The organism is Sulfitobacter sp. 1A15258 (assembly GCF_043557045.1).
Lineage (GTDB): Bacteria > Pseudomonadota > Alphaproteobacteria > Rhodobacterales > Rhodobacteraceae > Sulfitobacter > Sulfitobacter faviae.
Genome location: NZ_JBIFFK010000001.1, coordinates 682,243 through 700,317 on the forward strand (window position 1 = coordinate 682,243; position 18,075 = coordinate 700,317).

Annotated in this window: 17 protein-coding genes and 1 riboswitch; of the genes, 15 read left to right on the forward strand and 2 right to left on the reverse strand. The window is 66.4% G+C overall.

Going from position 1 to position 18,075, the window contains the following annotated elements; translation table 11 throughout:
- Positions 1 to 10: 10 nt before the first annotated feature.
- The gene (gene dctP / locus ACGYK9_RS03420; RefSeq protein ID WP_394408570.1) at positions 11 to 982 is read right to left on the reverse strand and encodes a TRAP transporter substrate-binding protein DctP; all 972 of its coding nucleotides are present in this window, start codon (positions 980 to 982) and stop codon (positions 11 to 13) included.
- 227 nt (positions 983 to 1,209) lie between these two features.
- Here dctP and ACGYK9_RS03425 point away from each other — a divergent pair, with 227 nt between their 5' ends.
- Together ACGYK9_RS03425 and ACGYK9_RS03430 are read left to right on the forward strand one after the other, a co-directional pair.
- A complete protein-coding gene (locus tag ACGYK9_RS03425) occupies positions 1,210 to 2,445 on the forward strand; it encodes a putative DNA modification/repair radical SAM protein (RefSeq protein WP_394408573.1) in 1,236 nt (411 codons plus the stop codon).
- Positions 2,445 to 3,875 carry a UdgX family uracil-DNA binding protein gene (locus ACGYK9_RS03430; RefSeq protein ID WP_394408576.1) on the forward strand — a complete coding sequence of 477 codons (1,431 nt, stop codon included), beginning with the start codon at positions 2,445 to 2,447 and terminating at the stop codon, positions 3,873 to 3,875. The genes ACGYK9_RS03425 and ACGYK9_RS03430 overlap by 1 nt, the downstream gene beginning before the upstream one ends.
- Here ACGYK9_RS03430 and ACGYK9_RS03435 read toward each other — a convergent pair.
- The gene (locus tag ACGYK9_RS03435; RefSeq protein ID WP_394408579.1) at positions 3,872 to 4,510 is read right to left on the reverse strand and encodes an SOS response-associated peptidase; all 639 of its coding nucleotides are present in this window, start codon (positions 4,508 to 4,510) and stop codon (positions 3,872 to 3,874) included. The genes ACGYK9_RS03430 and ACGYK9_RS03435 overlap by 4 nt on opposite strands.
- A gap of 145 nt (positions 4,511 to 4,655) precedes the next feature.
- Between ACGYK9_RS03435 and ACGYK9_RS03440 the strand changes: the two genes are divergently transcribed.
- The 13 genes from ACGYK9_RS03440 (at position 4,656) to ACGYK9_RS03500 (ending at position 17,855) form a co-directional block, all read left to right on the forward strand.
- Entirely contained in the window at positions 4,656 to 5,390 is a 735-nt protein-coding gene (locus ACGYK9_RS03440; protein ID WP_394408582.1) for an ImuA family protein, read from the forward strand.
- Entirely contained in the window at positions 5,338 to 6,825 is a 1,488-nt protein-coding gene (locus tag ACGYK9_RS03445) for a Y-family DNA polymerase (RefSeq protein WP_394408970.1), read from the forward strand. The genes ACGYK9_RS03440 and ACGYK9_RS03445 overlap by 53 nt, the downstream gene beginning before the upstream one ends.
- Positions 6,825 to 10,154, forward strand: coding sequence for an error-prone DNA polymerase (locus ACGYK9_RS03450; protein WP_394408585.1), 3,330 nt, complete (start codon positions 6,825 to 6,827; stop codon positions 10,152 to 10,154). Before ACGYK9_RS03445 ends, ACGYK9_RS03450 begins: the two co-directional genes overlap by 1 nt.
- Before the next feature lie 111 nt (positions 10,155 to 10,265).
- Positions 10,266 to 10,362: riboswitch (TPP riboswitch) on the forward strand.
- 67 nt (positions 10,363 to 10,429) lie between these two features.
- Positions 10,430 to 11,233: a bifunctional hydroxymethylpyrimidine kinase/phosphomethylpyrimidine kinase gene (thiD, locus tag ACGYK9_RS03455; protein ID WP_394408588.1), complete on the forward strand. Its 804-nt coding sequence runs from the start codon at positions 10,430 to 10,432 to the stop codon at positions 11,231 to 11,233.
- On the forward strand, positions 11,226 to 12,206 hold the full coding sequence (locus ACGYK9_RS03460; RefSeq protein WP_394408591.1) for an FAD-dependent oxidoreductase: 981 nt from the start codon (positions 11,226 to 11,228) through the stop codon (positions 12,204 to 12,206). Before thiD ends, ACGYK9_RS03460 begins: the two co-directional genes overlap by 8 nt.
- Positions 12,196 to 12,393: a sulfur carrier protein ThiS gene (thiS, locus tag ACGYK9_RS03465; RefSeq protein WP_394408594.1), complete on the forward strand. Its 198-nt coding sequence runs from the start codon at positions 12,196 to 12,198 to the stop codon at positions 12,391 to 12,393. The genes ACGYK9_RS03460 and thiS overlap by 11 nt, the downstream gene beginning before the upstream one ends.
- Positions 12,394 to 12,396: 3 nt before the next feature.
- Entirely contained in the window at positions 12,397 to 13,158 is a 762-nt protein-coding gene (locus tag ACGYK9_RS03470) for a thiazole synthase (RefSeq protein ID WP_394408597.1), read from the forward strand.
- The gene (locus ACGYK9_RS03475) at positions 13,155 to 13,751 is read left to right on the forward strand and encodes a thiamine phosphate synthase (protein ID WP_394408600.1); all 597 of its coding nucleotides are present in this window, start codon (positions 13,155 to 13,157) and stop codon (positions 13,749 to 13,751) included. Before ACGYK9_RS03470 ends, ACGYK9_RS03475 begins: the two co-directional genes overlap by 4 nt.
- Positions 13,748 to 14,710: a ThiF family adenylyltransferase gene (locus tag ACGYK9_RS03480; RefSeq protein ID WP_394408603.1), complete on the forward strand. Its 963-nt coding sequence runs from the start codon at positions 13,748 to 13,750 to the stop codon at positions 14,708 to 14,710. Before ACGYK9_RS03475 ends, ACGYK9_RS03480 begins: the two co-directional genes overlap by 4 nt.
- Before the next feature lie 37 nt (positions 14,711 to 14,747).
- Positions 14,748 to 15,695: an ABC transporter substrate-binding protein gene (locus ACGYK9_RS03485; RefSeq protein WP_394408607.1), complete on the forward strand. Its 948-nt coding sequence runs from the start codon at positions 14,748 to 14,750 to the stop codon at positions 15,693 to 15,695.
- Positions 15,692 to 16,375 carry a TenA family protein gene (locus ACGYK9_RS03490; protein ID WP_394408609.1) on the forward strand — a complete coding sequence of 228 codons (684 nt, stop codon included), beginning with the start codon at positions 15,692 to 15,694 and terminating at the stop codon, positions 16,373 to 16,375. Before ACGYK9_RS03485 ends, ACGYK9_RS03490 begins: the two co-directional genes overlap by 4 nt.
- Before the next feature lie 50 nt (positions 16,376 to 16,425).
- Positions 16,426 to 17,109, forward strand: a complete 684-nt coding sequence (locus ACGYK9_RS03495; protein WP_394422387.1) for an ABC transporter ATP-binding protein — start codon at positions 16,426 to 16,428, stop codon at positions 17,107 to 17,109.
- On the forward strand, positions 17,109 to 17,855 hold the full coding sequence (locus ACGYK9_RS03500; protein WP_394408615.1) for an ABC transporter permease: 747 nt from the start codon (positions 17,109 to 17,111) through the stop codon (positions 17,853 to 17,855). The genes ACGYK9_RS03495 and ACGYK9_RS03500 overlap by 1 nt, the downstream gene beginning before the upstream one ends.
- Positions 17,856 to 18,075: the final 220 nt, after the last annotated feature.

Here is an 18,075-nt window from a genome sequence, read left to right on the forward strand (position 1 = left end):
CATTGGAGGATCACTTGGTCATGCAGGCGCGCATCTGCTGCGCAAGATCGGCATCGACCTCTTCCACCGCGGCCCAACCGGCATCGCGGGCGGCAGCGATCCAAGTCTCGGCATCGGCCGCGCCAAAGGTGATCGTCTCGATACCCGCCTCGGCCTGCGCCGCATATTCCGAGGCGTTCCGATCCGCGTTGTCGTTGTTCAGTTCTTCCATCCAAGCGGCACCTTCGGCCAGCTTGGCGCGCTGCTGCTCCGTTAGCCCGTTCCAAGTATCAAGGTTCACCAGAACGTTGACGTCGACGTTGTAAAAGCTCGGGTCGACACGGTACTTCGTCTGCTCGTCCCAACCAAGGTCCAGCACCCCCTGCGAGGGCCAGCCGTAGCCGTCAATCGCCCCACGCTCCAGCGCGCTGTAGACCTCGCCCGGCGCGGTCCGCACGAGGTTGGCGCCAAGCTGCGTAAACATCGCTTGGTAAACCGGCGTGGTACGGATGGTCAGACCGCTCAGATCCGGCCCCTCGACCGGTTTGGTGAGATAAAGGTGATAGCCGATCCCGTCGCCCGCATGGGCGAGGTATTTCACTTTCATCTGCTCTTGATGGATACGGTCGACCAGTTCATAGCAGCCATTGGCGCGCTGGTCCTGAATGGTGTTCTCGGCCAAATGCAGTGCGTCGCCGGTGGGCAGCAGGTTGGGGTAATAGGCCGTAGTGTTATTTGCGATGTCGACGACGCCGGACTGCACCGCATTGCCCAGTTCAAAAGGCGGCACGGCCTCAGGACCGCCGACCAGATTGATCTGCACGACCCCTTTGCCGTTCTCGTTGATCCACTCGACAAAGGACTCGAACTCGCGGCTAAAGGCGGTGCCAAGGGTAAAGGCAGAAACGGCGCGCAGGGTCACTTCTTCGGCCTGAGCGATGCTGCCGGTGGCAAATGTGCTGACGGCAAAGACCGCCGCGCTAAGCGTGGTTGTTGTTTTCATGGTCGTCTCCCAGTTGTGATCAAAAGCCCGCGATCTTTGCCTCGGTGCCCTCGCATGCAAATGCATAATATGTATCTGCATGTAATTGGTAGCGACTAGATTTCCCTACGTCAATTTAATCTCGGCTTCCCTTGCCCTTACGCGCGCTTCATCAGTTCCATGCGCAAATTGTCGCGGCATTAAGATAGATTAATGACGCCGCTGACGCGAGAACATATATAGAACGCATGGTAAAACAGACACTCGATCAAAAACTGGCGATTCTCAGCGATGCGGCGAAATACGACGCCTCCTGCGCCTCCTCGGGCTCCACCAAGCGCGACTCGCGCGATGGCAAGGGGCTGGGCTCCAACGAAGGCAGCGGCATCTGCCACGCCTATGCCCCGGACGGGCGGTGCATCAGCCTGCTCAAGATCCTGATGACGAATTTCTGCATCTACGATTGCAGCTATTGCATCAACCGCGTCTCCTCGAACGTGGAGCGCGCGCGCTTCAGCGTGGACGAGGTGGTGAAACTCACCATCGAGTTCTACCGCCGCAATTATATCGAGGGGCTGTTCCTGTCCTCGGGCGTGATCCGCTCACCCGATGCCACGATGTCGGACATGGTGCAGATCGCCCGCAAGCTGCGCCACGAGGAGAACTTTCGCGGCTACATCCACCTCAAGACGATCCCCGACGCCTCCCCTGAGTTGATCGAGGAAGCGGGCCGTCTGGCGGACCGACTGTCAATCAACGTGGAACTGCCCACCGACACGGCGGTGCAGCAATATGCGCCCGAGAAAAAGCCCGAGCAGATCCGCCGCGCCATGGCCAATGTGCGGATGACCAAGGAGGCGAGCAGGGACAAGTCTTACTCCGGCAAACGCCCGCCGCGCTTCGCCCCCGCGGGCCAGTCGACGCAGATGATCATCGGCGCGGATGGGTCGAACGACGCCACCGTGCTGGGGCAATCGACGCGGCTCTATTCTAGCTACAAGCTGAAGCGGGTCTATTACTCTGCCTTCTCGCCCATTCCCGACAGTTCCGCGAAACTGCCGCTGATCCGCCCGCCCCTGCAACGCGAACACCGGCTCTATCAGGCCGACTGGCTGCTGCGGTTCTACGATTTTCAGCTGGACGAGATCACCTCCGTCACCCGCGACGGCAATCTTGATCTTGAGGTTGACCCGAAGCTCGCCTGGGCGCTGGTGCACCGCGAACACTTCCCCCTCGACGTCAACCGCGCCAGCCGCGAGATGCTGCTGCGGGTGCCGGGGTTCGGGGTGAAGACCGTCAACCGCATCCTCGCCGCCCGTCGCCATCGCGCCCTGCGCTACGAAGACCTGACCCGCATGGGCGCCTCGATGAAAAAGGCCCGCGCCTTTGTCACCGCGGGGGGCTGGACGCCCGGCGGCCTTACCGACAGCGCCGACCTGCGCGCGCGCTTCGCGCCGCCGCCTGAGCAATTGACCCTGTTCTGATGCACCGCGTCTCCCTGCCCCCCATCGGCACCGCCAAGGCATGGCGCGAGGCGGCGCGCGGTTTTCTGGCCGCGGGCGTTCCGCCCGAGCAGATCCTCTGGGGCGACCATGCCGCCGCCCCAGACCTGTTTGGCGGGGAAGCCGCGCCGACGGCCAAGGGCCGCGTCGCGGTGCCGCGCAGCTTCGTGTCGATGGCCGAGACCGCCGTCTGGCACAGCGACCCGGAACGTTTCGCGCGGCTTTATGCCTTCCTCTGGCGCGTGAAGGACGCGCCGCATCTGATGTCGGACCGCGGCGATGCCGACCTCGCCGTGCTGCGCGGGATGGAGAAGAACGTCCGCCGCTGCCAGCACAAGATGAAGGCGTTTGTCCGCTTCCGCGAGATCGGTGATCCAAACGCCCCGCGCCGCAGCTTCGCCGCGTGGTTCGAGCCCACGCATCACACGGTGGAGCCGACGGCGGATTTCTTCGTGCGGCGGTTTTCCGACATGGACTGGCGCATCCTGACGCCCGATGTCTCGGCGATCTTCGAGGGCGGCAAGCTCAGTTTTCAGGAAGGCCACGCCAAGCCTGACCTGCCCGAGGACGCGGGCGAGCAGCTTTGGATCACTTACTTCCAGAACATCTTCAATCCCGCCCGCCTGATGGTGAAGGCGATGCAATCGGAGATGCCCAAGAAATACTGGAAGAACATGCCCGAGGCCGCCTTCATCCCCCAGATGATCGCCGAGGCCCCGGCCCGCGCGCGTGCCATGGCCGAAGCCGCACCGACCCTGCCGCCCGCGCGCATGGACCGGGTGCAGGCGCAGCTTTCGGCTTTTGAGTCCGCTTGGGACGGCCCGGCCGAAGAGCTTCCGTCCGCGATCCGCGCCTGCACCCGCTGCCCGCTTCATTGTCACGCCACGCAGGCCGTGCCGGGCGAAGGGCCGGTGCATGCCGATCTTATGGTCGTGGGCGAACAGCCCGGCGATCAGGAAGACCTCGCGGGCCGCCCCTTCGTCGGGCCGGCGGGGCAGATGTTCGACCGCATCGCCGGTGAGGCCGGCCTCGACCGAGACGCCGCCTTCGTCACCAATGCGGTCAAACATTTCAAGTTCACCGCCCGCGGCAAACGCCGCATTCACCAGCGCCCCGAGACGCCGGAGATCGACCAGTGCCGCTGGTGGATAAACGCCGAGGTGGCGCAGGTGCAGCCGAAGCTCATCCTCGCCATGGGCGCTACGGCGGCGCAGAGTCTCACCGGCAAGGGCACGGGTATCCTGAAACGCCGCGGCACGATCGAGGCGGGGCCGGAGGGCATTCCGGTGCTGATCACCCTGCACCCCTCCTACCTCTTGCGCGTCCCCGATCCCCGGGTGCGCGAGGAGGCCGAGGCGCAGTTTCGCTCGGACCTCGCGATGGCAGCACGGATGATGGCCGAGGCGGCTTAATCCTCGGGGTCAATGACCTGAAGGGCGCCGTCGGGCAGCGGACGTTGCAGCCTTGGCAGGTCGGCGGTCTCTGCGCTCAACCAGCTCTGCACCTCGCCCGGTGTGGTCAGGATCACCGGCATCGCCTTGGGATGCACGGCCGCGACCTCGGCATTGGGCTCGGTGGTCAGGAAGCCATAGAGGTTGTCGGTGGTCTCCCCGTCCTTCAGTTTTCGCACGGAGGTCCATTGCGTCCAGACCCCGGCGAAGAAGGCCAGCGGGCGGTCCTCGCCAAGCGCGAACCAGATCGGGCGCGAACGCTCCCCGGGGCGGTTCAGCGGCTCGGAAAAGGCGGTGAATGGGACGACGCAGCGATGCTCCCGCACCAGCCAGCGCCGCCAATGCGGTGAGGCGATGTTGCGGATGTTGGTGACGCCGCGGTCGGTCTTCTTGCCCTTAAGCGCAAAGGCCGGGGACGGCATGCCCCACCGCATCATCTCCAGCACCGGGCCGGTGTCGCCGTGGCGCACTACCGGGGCGGGATAATCGGGGTAGATGCCGGGCATGGGCGGCAGATTGCCTGCATTGTCCTCGATCCCGTCGAACCAGCCGCGGATCGCGTCCTGCCCCTTGGTGAGGGAATATAAATTGCACATTTTCGCCTCCTGTCGCGCCCTGCGTCCAGTAGATGCGGTTTTTCCGCGCCCCGGCAAGGGCTTCGCGGGGGGCGGTTCAAAATTTTGACAGGGCCGCAGTTCATCGTTTATGAATAGAACAAAATGTGAACATATGGAGTCGTGCATGACAACCGATTCTACATATGGGCAGGTCCTTACCCTGCCGCGGCGACGGCCGTCGACACCGCCCGAACCGGGGGTTCTGGCCACGCATGCGCCGCTGACGGATGTCTTTCCGGGGGCCTTCGCCAGTGCTTCGGCGAGTGGCTTCGTGCTGTCGCTGCTGCCGCGCGGCAAGGGGCCGGTGCTTTGGGTTCAGGACTTCCTGTCGCGGCGCGAGAACGGCGCGCCCTATACCCCCAGCCTTGCGGCTTTCGGACTGGAGCAGCCGGTGCTTCTGGTCAGTGCCAGCCATCCGCGCGACGTGCTTTGGACGATGGAGGAAGGCGCGGCCTGCGCCGGTCTTTCCGCCGTGGTGGGCGAGGTGCATGGCGGGCCGGAGGTGCTGGATTTCACCGCCACCAAACGGCTGTCGCTCCGGGCCGAGGCCTCGGGCGTGCCGCTCTACCTCATCCGCAGTGGCGACCCCGGGGGCCTGAGCGCGGCGCGGATGCGCTGGCGCATCGCCTCCCTGCCCGCGCAGGCGCATCCCGACGATCCGCAGGCCCCGGGCGCGGCCCGCTGGGATCTGGAGCTGTTTCGCGCCCGCGGCCATGCGCCCGGCCGCTGGGTGGCCGACCATGAGCCCGACAAACGCCACAGCCCCCGCGCCGCGGATCGTCTCCGTCTGGTTCCCCGATCTGACGATGGAGCGCTGGCGCCGGGTGATCAGCCAATACCGCAGCGTTCCGGGGGATGAGGTGCCGGTGGTCCTGTCGCGCGACGGGACGCATGAGCCGGTGGTCCATGGGCTGAGCACCGCTGCCCGCGCCCGGGGTATCGAGACGGGCGCGCGGGTGGTCGACGTGCAGGCGATCCACCCCGATCTGCATGTCGAGCCTGCCGATCTGGACGGCGATATCGCCCTGATCAAGCGGCTGGTGCATTGGGCGCGGCGCTGGTGCCCCTGGACCGCGCGGGACGTCGATCACGGGCTGCTGCTCGATGTGACCGGCTGCACGCATCTTTTCGGCGGCGAGGCGGCGATGCTGCGCGACATCCGCAGCCGTTTTGCCCTGCAGGGGCTGACCGCGCGCTGCGCCATGGCCCCCACCCCCGGTGCCGCGCAGGCGCTGGCGCGTTTCGGCTCGGGCGCGCATATCTGCACCGCCGAGGATGTGAGCGCCGCCCTCGCCCCCCTGCCCGTCGCCGCCCTGCGGCTGGATGCGCAGACCACGCGGCTGCTGGACCGGCTTGGCCTCAAGACCATCGGCGCGCTGAGCGATCTGCCCCGCGCCGCACTGATGCGCCGCTTTGCCAGCCTGAAACCTACGCACAACCCGCTGATCCTGCTCGACAAAGCGCTCGGCAAGGCCGCCGATCCGCTCAAAGCCCCGCCCGACCACCGTCACTTCATGGCCCGCAGCCGCCTGCCCGAACCGGTGCTCGACCCCGCCCCGCATCTGCCCGCGCTGGTCGAAGACCTCTGCGCGCAACTGGCCCGGGCGGAACTGGGCGCGCGGCGGCTGCGGCTGACCGTCTACCGCATCGACGGCGACTGGCGCGGCCTCGACACCGCCACCGCCCGCGCCAGCCGGGACGCCGCCCATCTGCGCCGGCTCTTCGACGGCAAGCTCGAGAACATCGACAGCGGCTTTGGCTTTGACCTCATGACGCTGGAGGCGCTGGCGAGCGAGCCGCTGCCGCTGATGCAGGACCACCTCGACGGCAAACGCGACCCCTCGGCGGATGTGGCCGGGCTTTTGGACCGTCTGGTCGCCAAGCTGGGGCCCGAAAAGGTGAGCTGGCCGCAGTGGCGCGAGACCCACAAGCCCGAGGCGGTCGAAGAACGCGTCGAGGCACTTCAAGCCACCCCCACAGCCGCCCCCGCGCTGCTGCGCGAACGCCCGCTGCGCCTGCTGACCCCGCCCGAGGAGGTGCGCGTGATCTACGCCGTGCCCGAAGGCCCGCCCTCGCAGTTCAACTGGCGCCGCGTCACCTACAAGACCACCCGCCACGCCGGGCCCGAACGCATCGCCCCCGAATGGTGGCGCGACCGCCCCGGCACCCGGCTGCGCGATTACTATAAAGTGGAGGTCGCGGGCGGCCAGCGCTTCTGGCTCTACCGCGAGGGCGTGATCCACGACGGTCGCGGGGCCGAACCGCGCTGGTTCCTGCACGGGCTCTTCGCCTGATGCCCGAGCAAGAGGGACATAAGCGCCGCACGTTGGGCGAAGACGGCTTCAGCCCGCCACCCCGTGCGGACTACGTGGAGTTCGGGCTGGCGAGTTGCTTTTCCTTCCTCCGCGCCGCCTCGGACGCCGTCGATCTGGTCGAAACGGCGCATCACCACGGCTACGACAGTCTCGGCATCGCGGACCACAACACCCTCGCGGGCGTGGTGCGGCTGCATGTGGAGGCCGAGAAGGCCCATATTCGCCCCCTGATCGGCGCGCGGCTGGTGCTGCTCTGCGGCACCGAACTGCTGGCCTACCCGCAGGACCGTGCCGCCTATGCGCGGCTCTCGACGCTGCTGTCGGCGGGCAAGATGCAATCGGTGGACGGCGAATGGCAGCAAAAGGGCGAGACCCATCTGACGCTTGAGATGCTGGCGCAACAGGCCGAAGGGCTGCACCTGATCGTCATGCCGCCCGAGAACCTCGACGTCTTTGCCGCCGGCCTGCCGCGCTTGGTCAAGGCGCTGCCGGAGATGCGGCATCTGGGGGCGAGTCACCTTTACCGGGGCGATGATCGCGCCCGGATCAACCGGCTGGATGCGCTGGCCCGCGCCCATGGCCTTAGGATCATGGCGACCAACGACGTGCTCTACCACGCGCGCCACCGGCGGCCCTTGCAAGACGTGATGGTGGCGATCCGCGAAGGCGTGATCGTGCCCAAGGCGGGCTACCTTCTGGCCGCGAATGCCGAGCGGCATCTGAAATCGCCTGAGGCGATGATGCGCCTCTTCGCCGACTGGCCCCATGCCATCGCCGAGACGCGGCGGCTGGCGGACCGCATCGCGTTCCGTCTCACCGATCTGGCCTATGAATACCCGCATGAGATCGTCCCCGAGGGGAGCAGCCCGATGGAGGAACTGGCGCGCCTCACATGGGAGGGTGCCGCGCGGCGCTACCCCGACGGCGTGCCAGAGGCGGTGAAAAAGACCATCGAGAAGGAATTCGCCCTGATCGAAACCAAGGAAATCGCCCGCTATTTCTTGACCATCTACGACATCGTCCGCTTCGCCCGCGAGGAAGCGCAGCCGCCGATCCTCTGCCAAGGGCGCGGCTCGGCGGCCAATTCCGCTGTCTGCTTCTGCCTCGGCATCACCTCGGTCGACCCCGCCGTACACAACCTGCTGTTTGAGCGTTTCCTCTCTGAGGAACGCGACGAACCGCCCGACATTGACGTGGATTTCGAGCATGAGCGCCGCGAGGAAGTCATCCAATACATGTACGGCAAATACGGCCGCCACCGCGCCGGGCTCTGCGCCACGGTGATCCACTACCGCCCGCGCTCGGCCATTCGCGAGGTCGGCAAGGCGATGGGGCTTTCGGAAGACGTGACCTCGAAACTCGCCGGCACCGTCTGGGGCAGTTTCGAGGGCGAGATGGACGACGCCCGCGCCCGCGAAGCAGGCCTGGACCTTTCAGACCCCTACCTGCGTATGGTGCTGAAACTCGCCTCCCAGATGATCGGCATGCCACGGCACCTGAGCCAGCACGTCGGCGGTTTCATCCTGACCGAACGCCCCCTGACCGAGATCGTGCCCATCGGCAATGGTGCCATGCCCGAGCGCAGTTTCATCGAATGGGACAAGGACGACATCGACGCGTTGCAGATCTTCAAGGTCGATATCCTCGCCCTTGGCATGCTGACCTGCATCGCCAAATGCTTCGACCTGATCGAGGCGCATTACGACCGCCCGCTGGAACTGGCCACGGTGCCGGTCGAGGATCACGAGGACGACGCCACCGGTCGGCCCACCTACGACATGCTCTGCCGGGGCGACAGCCTTGGAGTCTTTCAAGTCGAAAGCCGCGCGCAGATGGCGATGCTGCCGAAACTGCGGCCGCGCGTCTTCTACGATCTGGTGATCGAGGTCGCCATCGTCCGCCCCGGCCCCATTCAAGGCGACATGGTGCACCCCTACCTGCGCCGCCGTCAGGGGCTGGAAAGCGTCGTCTACCCCGCCCCCGGCCCGGCCTATCCGCAGGATGAACTCTTTAGCATCCTCAGCCGGACCCTGGGCGTGCCGATCTTTCAGGAACAGGCGATGAAAATCTCCATCGACGCGGCGCGGTTCTCCCCCGCCGAGGCCAACGAGCTGCGCAAGGCCATGGCCACCTTCCGCTCGCGCGGGACGATCGAGAAGCTGCAGGACAAGATGGTGGGCCGCATGACCAAGCGCGGCTACGACCCGGTCTTTGCGCAGCGCTGCTTCGACCAGATCAAGGGCTTTGGTGAATATGGCTTTCCCGAAAGCCATGCCGCGAGTTTCGCCAAGCTGGTCTATGTCTCCTCATGGATGAAATGCCACTACCCGGCGGCCTTTGCCTGCGCCCTGCTGAACTCGCAACCGATGGGGTTCTACGCGCCCGCCCAGATCGTGCGCGATGCGCGCGAGCATGATGTCGAAGTGCGCCCCGTGGACGTGAACCTCTCGGACTGGAACTGCACGCTGGAGCCTTGCGGCGACGGTTTTGCTTTGCGGCTGGGGCTGCGCATGGTGGACGGACTGCAGGAGAAAGCGGGCGCGCGAATCATGGACCGGCGCGAGACGCCTTACGTGGATGTCGAAGACCTCAAGACCCGCGCGGGGCTGGACGCCAAGGCGATCCGGCAGTTGGCCGCCGCCGACACGATGCGCAGCATGGGGATCGACCGGCGCCAAGCGCTCTGGCAGGCGCAGGGGCTGCGCGACGCGCCGGCCTTGCCGATCTTCGACCATGCCGAGGCCTCGGCCCGCGGCCCCGAACCGGAGGTGCATTTGCCAGCGATGCCGAAGGCCGAGCAGGTGGTGGCCGATTATCAGACGCTGCGCCTGTCGCTGAAGGCGCATCCGATGTCCTTCTACCGCGCCAGCCTCGCCGCACAGGGGTTTTCCTCTGCGCGGGACCTCTCGCGCATGGGCCACGGGCGGCGGGTGAAGCTCGCCGGGCTGGTGCTGGTGCGGCAAAAACCCGGCAGCGCCAAGGGCGTCTGTTTCATCACGCTGGAAGATGAATGCGGCGTCGCCAACCTCGTGATCTGGCCAAACATGTTCAAGCTCTACCGCCCCACGATCATGTCGTCGCGGCTTCTGGTCGTGGAGGGGCGCGTGCAGACCGACGGGCGGGTGATCCACGTGGTGGCCGAGCGGCTTGAGAACCGCTCTGACCGGCTGGCGGCGCTGTCGGAGGCACCGATGCCCGGCATCACCACGCGGGGCGATCACCCGACCCATCCGCTGCCCGGTCAGGTGGCCATGCACGGCCACCCGCGCGATGCCAAGGTGATCCCCAAATCGCGGGATTTTCATTAACGAATCCTCATGCAATGCATGAGGTACACACCGTAACTACATGATATAAAAAGCAAACCAATAAATAACCGATCCCCTGTTGACCCTATGAACGCCCCTCGCTAGCCTGCCGGAAATCCGTTGGGGTGCCGCAAGGCTGAGAGGTGAAAACCGACCCATCGAACCTGATCCGGGTCGTACCGGCGTAGGGAACGGAAGCAAGCATCAGCCCCATCTGGGCGGTCGTTTACCCCGTATCTCCATGCCCTCGGCCCATCTAACAAATGGGGGGCCGAATGGCGTTTCAAGCACTGACGATTGCGGGCTCCGACAGCGGCGGCGGGGCGGGGATTCAAGCCGATCTCAAGACCTTTAGCGCGCTTGGCGTCTATGGGGCCAGCGTGCTCACCGCCGTGACCGCGCAGAACACCCGCGCCGTCACCGCAGTCGCCATGATCGCGCCTGCGATGATCCGCGCGCAGATGGCGGCGGTCTTTGACGATCTGGCCATCGGCGCGGTCAAGATTGGCATGTTGGGCGACCCGGCCACGATCTCCGCCGTGGCCGAGGGGCTGGCAGACTGCGCCGCGCCCGTTGTGCTCGACCCGGTGATGGTGGCGAAATCCGGCGATGCGCTGCTCTCTGCCGAAGCGGTCAAAACCCTGCGCGACCGGATGCTGCCCCGCGCCCATGTGCTGACGCCGAACCTGCCCGAGGCCGCGCGGCTGCTGGACACAGAAGAAGCCACCGACGAGGCCACCATGCTGGCGCAGGGCCGCGCGCTGCTGTCGCTCGGCCCCCGCGCGGTGCTGATGAAGGGCGGCCATGGCAAGGGCGAGACCTGCGTCGATCTGCTGATTTCCGAGGCCGACACCCTGCGCCTTTCCGCGCCCCGCCAGCAGACGGCGAACACCCATGGCACCGGCTGCACGCTCTCTGCCGCCATTGCCGCCGGTCTGGCGCGGGGCCTGCCTCTGCCGGGGGCGGTGGAAGCTGCCCATAGCTATCTGCAACGCGCCATTGCCGCGGCGGACGCCCTCAACATCGGCCATGGCCACGGGCCGGTCCATCATTTTCACGGCGTTTGGCCCCATGAGTGATGTCACCATCATCGGCGCGGGCGTGGCAGGGCTCTGGGCCGCGCGGGCCTGTCTAGCGCAGGGGCTGCGGCCCCGGCTCGTCGACCGCAAAGGCCCGCCCGGGCCGCACGGCTGTTCGTGGTGGGCGGGCGGCATGCTCGCGCCCTTCTGCGAAGGGGCGCTGAGCGAGCCTGCGGTGGTGACCCATGGGCGGCGTGCCGCGGCGCTATGGGGGGAGATCACGGAAGTCACCCATCGGGGCACGCTGGTCCTCGCCCCCGAGCGGGACCGCGCGGAATTGCAGCGTTTCGCCGCCCGCACCGAAGGCCACAGCGACTGCGACGCCGAAGCCATCGCGGCCTGTGAGCCGGACCTCGCCGGGCGCCATCGCCGCGGGTTGTTCTTTGCCGAGGAAGCGCATCTGAACCCGCGCCAAGCGCTGCAAGACCTGACCCATGCGCTGGCCGCCGAGGGCGTGACGGTTGAGACCACGGCCCTCACCCCTTCGGAGGTCACAGGCCCGGTGATCGACTGCCGCGGCATGGTGGCCCGCGACGCTCTGCCCGGTTTGCGTGCCGTGCGCGGCGAGATGATCCTGCTGCGCGCCCCTGATGTCACCCTCACCCGCCCGATCCGCCTGCTGCACCCGCGCCACCCGCTTTACGTCGTGCCGCGCGGGCAAGGCATCTACATGCTGGGCGCGACCCAGATCGAAAGCGCCAGCCGCAGCGGCATGACCGCCCGCTCGGCGCTGGAACTGCTCTCAGCCGCCTATGCGCTCGACCCGCGCTTTGCCGAGGGCGAGATCATCGAGATGGGCGCCGACCTGCGCCCGGCCTTTGCCGACAACCTGCCCGGCATCGTGCAGCGCGGGGCGGTGCTGCATCTGAACGGATTGTTCCGGCACGGCTTTCTCATGGCACCTGCTCTGGCGGAACAGGCGGCAGAATTTCTAGCAACAGCGACAACGGGGGATTTATTCCGTGAAGATTGAAGTGAACGGCGAGGCGCGTGAGGTCGCGGCCTCCCAGCTTGACGCGGCATTGGCAGAGCTCGGCTGGGGCGCGGCGAAAGTCGCCACGGCGCTCAACGGCAGCTTCGTCCCCGCAGGCGCGCGGGGCGAGACCATGCTGAGCGACGGCGACCGGCTCGAAGTGCTCAGCGCCATGCAGGGGGGCTGAGCGATGCGCGATTTCTACGGCACCACCCTGCCCCTGCCGCTGATGCTAGGCACCGCGCGCTACCCCTCGCCCGCGGTGATGGAGGCCGCCTTTCGCCAAAGCGCCGCGCCGGTCGCCACGGTTTCGCTGCGCCGCGAGCAAGGCGCGGGACAGGCGTTTTGGGACATGGTGCGCGGGCTGGGCGTGCATCTGCTGCCCAATACTGCCGGTTGCCATTCCGCGCGGGAGGCGATCACCACGGCGCAGATGGCGCGGGAGTATTTCGGGACCAATTGGATCAAGCTGGAGGTGATCGGCCATGCCGACACCTTGCAGCCTGACCCCTTCGGGCTGGTCGAGGCCGCCGAGGCGCTTTGTGCCGATGGCTTCGAGGTCTTTCCCTATACCACCGAGGACCAAGTGCTAGCCGCGCGGCTGATCGATGCCGGCTGCCGGGTGCTGATGCCTTGGGGCGCGCCGATTGGCTCGGGGCTGGGGCTGAACAACCTGCATGGGCTGCGCAGTCTGCGGGCGGCCTTTCCCGATGTGGCCATGGTGATCGACGCGGGCCTCGGCCTGCCCAGCCATGCGGCGCAGGCGTTGGAGATGGGGTTCGACGCGGTGCTCTTGAACACCGCTGTGGCCGAGGCAGAAGACCCCGCCGCCATGGCCGAAGCCTTTGCGCTGGCCTGCCGCGCGGGCGCGCTTGCCGCCGCTTCCGGCCCCATGGGCCAGCGCGACATGGCCGTACCCTCCACCCCCGTCATCGGAAAGGCTTGGCTATGAGCTTGCCGCGTTTCTACCCCGTCTTCGATAGTGCCGCATGGGTCGCCCGGGCCGTGCCCTTGGGCGTGAAGCTGGTGCAACTGCGCATCAAGGACGCGCCCGAAGAGGTGCTGCGCGCCGAGATCACCACCGCGCTCAACCTCTGCCGCCAGCACGGCGCGCTGCTGGTCGTGAATGACCACTGGCAACTGGCGATTGAACTGGGGGCCGATTGGCTGCATCTGGGGCAAGAGGATTTGGACAGTGCCGACATCCCCGCGATCCGCGCCGCCGGGCTGAAGCTGGGCCTGTCGACCCATGACCATGCCGAGCTTGACCGCGCGCTGGCCCTCGCCCCCGATTACATCGCCCTCGGCCCCGTCTATCCGACCATTCTGAAAAAGATGAAATGGACCGAACAGGGCCTCAACCGGCTGACGGAATGGAAGGCGCGGATCGGGGATATCCCGCTTTGCGCCATTGGCGGCATGTCTGTCGCCCGCGCGCCGGGGGCCTTTGCCGCCGGGGCCGATACGGTGGCGGCGGTCACGGACATCACATTGAACGCAGACCCCGAGGCACGGATGCGCGAATGGCTTGAGGTGACGGCATGAGCCGCTACGCCCGCCAGACCGTTCTGCCGCAGGTCGGTGCCGAGGGGCAAGCGCGGCTCACGGCGGCGCATGTGCTGGTCGTCGGGGCCGGAGCGCTGGCGGTGCCTGTGCTGCAATATCTCGTCGGGGCCGGTGTCGGGCGGATCACATTGGTCGACGGCGATCAGGTGGCCTTGAGCAATCTGCACCGCCAACCGCTCTACCGGATGGGTGATATCGGCAGGCCCAAGGTCCGTGCCGCCGCCGAGGCGATGGCGGCGCTGAACCCCGAGGTGACGATTGTGCCTCAAGCCGAATGGCTCACCCCCGCCAATGCGCCCGCTCTGCTCGCGGGCTGCGATATCGCGCTCGACTGCGCAGACACTTTCGCCGCCAGCCTGACCCTGTCGGACGAAGCCCGCGCGCAGGGCAAACCGCTGATTTCAGCCTCGGCCCTTGGGCTGTCGGGCTATGTCGGTGGTTTCTGCGGGGGTGCTCCCTCGCTCCGCGCTGTTTTCCCTGACCTGCCGCAGACCGCAGCGACATGTGACACGGCGGGTGTTTTGGGGCCCGTGGTGGGGATGATCGGCGCGGCGCAGGCGCAGATGGCGCTCTCGGTGCTGCTGGGTCTCACGCCCTCCCCGCTGGGGCAACTCTTGATCTGGGACGCCGCGCAATGGCGCATGTCGGGCTTTCGTTTTGACAGCGCGCCCGAGCCTGCGCGCGCCGCGGGTTTCATCGCCGAAAGCCAGATCACCCCGCGCGATATGGTTATCGACCTGCGCGCCGAGGCGCCCGCGCCTTTCTCAGCCCAAGCGCGCCATGTCCCGCCCGAGGCGCTGCCGGACTTGCCGTTGCCAGCCGATGCACCCCGCATCGTGCTTGCCTGCTGCACCGGCCTGCGCGCGCATCACGCGGCCAACACCCTCCGCGCACGCTGGCCGGGCGAGATCGCCCTGATCGCACTGCCCGATGCCTGACCTTTTCCCCGAACAAACAATCTATTGGAGCCATTCCGTGAAAAACATACTCGCACCCCTTGCCCTTACGCTGATCGCCGCCCCCGCCGTGGCCCAAGACAAGATGACCGTCATGCTCGACTGGTTCGTGAACCCCGATCACGGGCCGATCATTCTGGCGCAGGAAAAGGGCTATTTCACCGATGCGGGGCTGGAAGTCGAACTCGTCTCCCCCGCCGACCCGAATGAACCTCCGCGCATGGTGGCGGCGGGCCGTGTCGATCTGGCGGTGTCCTATCAGCCGGAACTACATCTCGCCCAGCGCGAGGGGTTGGACCTGCGCCGCGTGGGCACGCTGGTTGAGACACCGCTTACCTGCCTTGTCGTGCGCGCCGATGGGCCGGTGCAGGAGATGGCGGACCTCAAGGGTCGGAAAGTAGGTTTCGCCGTGGCGGGCGTGCAAGAGATGCTGCTGGACGCGATGCTGAGCCACAATGGCGTAGCCCCTGCGGAGGTGGAGCAGATCAACATCGGTTGGTCGATCTCGCCCGCGCTGATGTCGGGCCAAGTCGACGGGGTGATCGGCGCGTTCCGCAATTTCGAGCTGAACCAGATGCAGATCGAAGGCCATGAGGGCCGTTGCTTTTACCCCGAAGCCGAGGGCGTGCCCGCTTATGATGAGCTGATCTACGTCGCCCATGCCGAAGAGATGGACCGCGACATGATCGCCCGCTTCCTGCGTGCCACCGAACGGGCCGCAGCCGATATCGTGAATGATCCGGCGGCCAGCGGAGAGGTCTTCTTTGCCTCCGACGCCGAGCTGCGCAACGAGCTGAACACCCGCGCATGGGAAGACACATGGCCGCGTTTCGCCACCCGCCCCGCGGCCGTGGACCACGGGCGCTATGACCGGTTCGAGACCTTCATGAAGGAAAGCGGCGTGGTGGAAACCGTGATCCCCGCCGCCGATCTGGTGGTCGACGTCACAGCGCAGGCGAAACCATGACGGCACCCGATTACGGCAAGGCCTTCGCCGCTTGGCGCGATGGTGCCGGAGAGACATGGCGGGCCTATACCCGCCATGACTTTGTCGAACAGCTGGGCAACGGCAGCCTGCCGCAGACCAGCTATTTGCATTACCTGCGGCAGGACTATGTTTTCCTGACCCACTTCGCCCGCGCTTGGGCTCTTGCTGCGGCCAAGGCGGAAACGCTGGATGAAATGGCCGCCGCGAGTGCCACGGTCCATGCGCTCGTGCATGTGGAGATGCCCCTCCATGTAGAGACCTGCGCAGGCCATGGCATCGACCGCACCACGCTCGAGTCCACGGCAGAGGCTCCCGGCAACCTCGCCTATACACGCTATGTTCTGGAAGCGGGCTATTCAGGGGATTTCCTTGACCTGATGGCCGCCCTCGCCCCCTGCGTACTGGGCTATGCTGAGATTGGGTTGACCCTGCGGGGCAATGACGGCCCCTATGCCGATTGGTGCGCGGTCTATGGCGGCGAGGAGTATCAAGCACTGTGCCGCGATGTCGGAGCGCTGATCGACGGGGGGCTAGAGCGGCGTCTGGGTGCGGATTGGCAAACCCTGCCCCGGGCCAAGACCTTGCAAGAGCGTTTCAACACGGCCACGGCGCTTGAGGTTGGCTTTTGGGGCATGGCGCTGTCGCCCGCGGCAGCATGACCGCCCCTGCGGTGCATCTATCGGGCGCGCTTCACGGCGCTGCGGGCCCTTTGATCGACCATTTTGATCTTACCCTCAAGGCCGGGCAATGGAACGTCTTGCTCGGCCCCTCGGGTGTGGGGAAAACCTCGCTGCTGCGGCTGCTTGCGGGTCTGCCCACCGCCGCCCGGTTGGAGGGCCGTATTGCCGCCGATGACGACCGTCCCATCGCCCCCCGTGTTGCGATGATGGCGCAGGACGATCAACTGCTGCCTTGGGCGAATGCGGTTGAGAATGTCACCATCCCCGCCCGGCTGCGCGGAGAACGGGCGGACCCTGACCGCGCCGCAGCACTTTTGGCCGAGGTCGGGCTTCGCGCGGAGCTGCGCCGCAAACCTGCCCAGCTTTCCGCTGGCCAGCGCCAGCGCGTCACCCTTGCCCGCACGCTTTACGAAGACCGCCCCGTGGTCTTGCTGGACGAACCGTTCTCGGCCCTTGATGTGGTGACCCGCCTTAAAATGCAGGATCTAGCGGCGCGGCTGCTTTGCGGGCGAACCGTCGTGCTGATCACCCATGACCCGGCTGAGGCCCTAAGGCTCGCCAATCACGCTTGGATCGTGAGCCGCCATGGGGCCGCCCCCTGCCCCCTGCCCAAAACGCCGCCACCGCGCCGGATCGACGCCCCCGAGACTCTCGCCGCTCAAGCCGATCTGCTGCGCCGCATGGGGCTGGCCTCACCCGCGCAGGTCGCCTGATGGTATCTACGTTGCATAAATTATGGCGTGGCATGGTCTGCTTCGCCCTCGCCGTCGCGATTTGGCAGCTTGTTGTCACCCTCAGCGGCGTGCCGCGTTTCATCCTGCCGGGGCCTTGGCTTGTCTTGCAAGCGCTGGGCGGGAATGCCGCGCTGCTCTGGCAAAACGCGCTATGGTCGGCGGGCAATCTTGCACTGGGCTTAGGTTTGGGCATTTTCCTCGGCATTGAGACCGCGCTGTTGCTGACCCTCTCGCGCCGCGCGCGCTGGCTGCTGCGCCCGATGCTGGTGGTGGCTCAGGCCGTGCCTGTCTTCGCCCTCGCCCCGGTCATCACCCTTTGGCTCGGCTACGGGATGCCCTCCAAGATCGTGACCATCGCGCTGGTCACCTATTTTCCCATCGCCTCGGCCCTCTTCGATCGGCTGATGGCGCTGCCCCCGGGCCTGCGCGATCTGGCGCATCTTTCGGGCGCCAACCGCTGGCGCGAAACACTGCTGCTGCGCCTGCCCCATGCCGTGCCGGGGCTGATCTCGGGCCTGCGTCTGGCGGTGGTCTACGGCCCCCTCGCGGTGCTGATCGGCGAATGGGTCGGCTCCTCCCGCGGGCTGGGGCATCTGATGCTGATGGCCAATGGCCGCGGCCAAACCGCGCTCATGTTCGCGGCCCTGATCGTGCTCGCAGCGCTGTCGCTGCTGCTCTGGTCCGCGGTCGAAGCGCTCGCCCGCTGGACGGCACGGCGGTTTTAGGTGCTTTGGAACCCCATGGATAGCGTGATGCCCTTATGCGGCACGGCATGGCAATCCGCGCTCCAGCGTCCAAGGATATCCGGGCACTGCCAAAGTTATCGGCTATGTGAAATGGTTACTCGATGAAACCGACCCCGTCGGGCGCGGGTTCACCATCACCTAAAAGCAAAGACGTGAAAATTGGCCGCCGCAACCTAAGTGGGGGCCATTCACCTGATAG

Excerpts from the sequence above, each read along its gene's own strand:
- dctP (WP_394408570.1), bottom strand. The coding sequence starts at position 982 with ATGAAAACAACAACCACGCTTAGCGCGGCGGTCTTTGCCGTCAGCACA.
- ACGYK9_RS03425 (WP_394408573.1), top strand. The coding sequence starts at position 1,210 with ATGGTAAAACAGACACTCGATCAAAAACTGGCGATTCTCAGCGATGCG.
- ACGYK9_RS03430 (WP_394408576.1), top strand. The coding sequence starts at position 2,445 with ATGCACCGCGTCTCCCTGCCCCCCATCGGCACCGCCAAGGCATGGCGC.
- ACGYK9_RS03435 (WP_394408579.1), bottom strand. The coding sequence starts at position 4,510 with ATGTGCAATTTATATTCCCTCACCAAGGGGCAGGACGCGATCCGCGGC.
- ACGYK9_RS03440 (WP_394408582.1), top strand. The coding sequence starts at position 4,656 with ATGACAACCGATTCTACATATGGGCAGGTCCTTACCCTGCCGCGGCGA.
- ACGYK9_RS03445 (WP_394408970.1), top strand. The coding sequence starts at position 5,338 with ATGGAGCGCTGGCGCCGGGTGATCAGCCAATACCGCAGCGTTCCGGGG.
- ACGYK9_RS03450 (WP_394408585.1), top strand. The coding sequence starts at position 6,825 with ATGCCCGAGCAAGAGGGACATAAGCGCCGCACGTTGGGCGAAGACGGC.
- thiD (WP_394408588.1), top strand. The coding sequence starts at position 10,430 with ATGGCGTTTCAAGCACTGACGATTGCGGGCTCCGACAGCGGCGGCGGG.
- ACGYK9_RS03460 (WP_394408591.1), top strand. The coding sequence starts at position 11,226 with ATGAGTGATGTCACCATCATCGGCGCGGGCGTGGCAGGGCTCTGGGCC.
- ACGYK9_RS03470 (WP_394408597.1), top strand. The coding sequence starts at position 12,397 with ATGCGCGATTTCTACGGCACCACCCTGCCCCTGCCGCTGATGCTAGGC.
- ACGYK9_RS03475 (WP_394408600.1), top strand. The coding sequence starts at position 13,155 with ATGAGCTTGCCGCGTTTCTACCCCGTCTTCGATAGTGCCGCATGGGTC.
- ACGYK9_RS03480 (WP_394408603.1), top strand. The coding sequence starts at position 13,748 with ATGAGCCGCTACGCCCGCCAGACCGTTCTGCCGCAGGTCGGTGCCGAG.
- ACGYK9_RS03490 (WP_394408609.1), top strand. The coding sequence starts at position 15,692 with ATGACGGCACCCGATTACGGCAAGGCCTTCGCCGCTTGGCGCGATGGT.
- ACGYK9_RS03500 (WP_394408615.1), top strand. The coding sequence starts at position 17,109 with ATGGTATCTACGTTGCATAAATTATGGCGTGGCATGGTCTGCTTCGCC.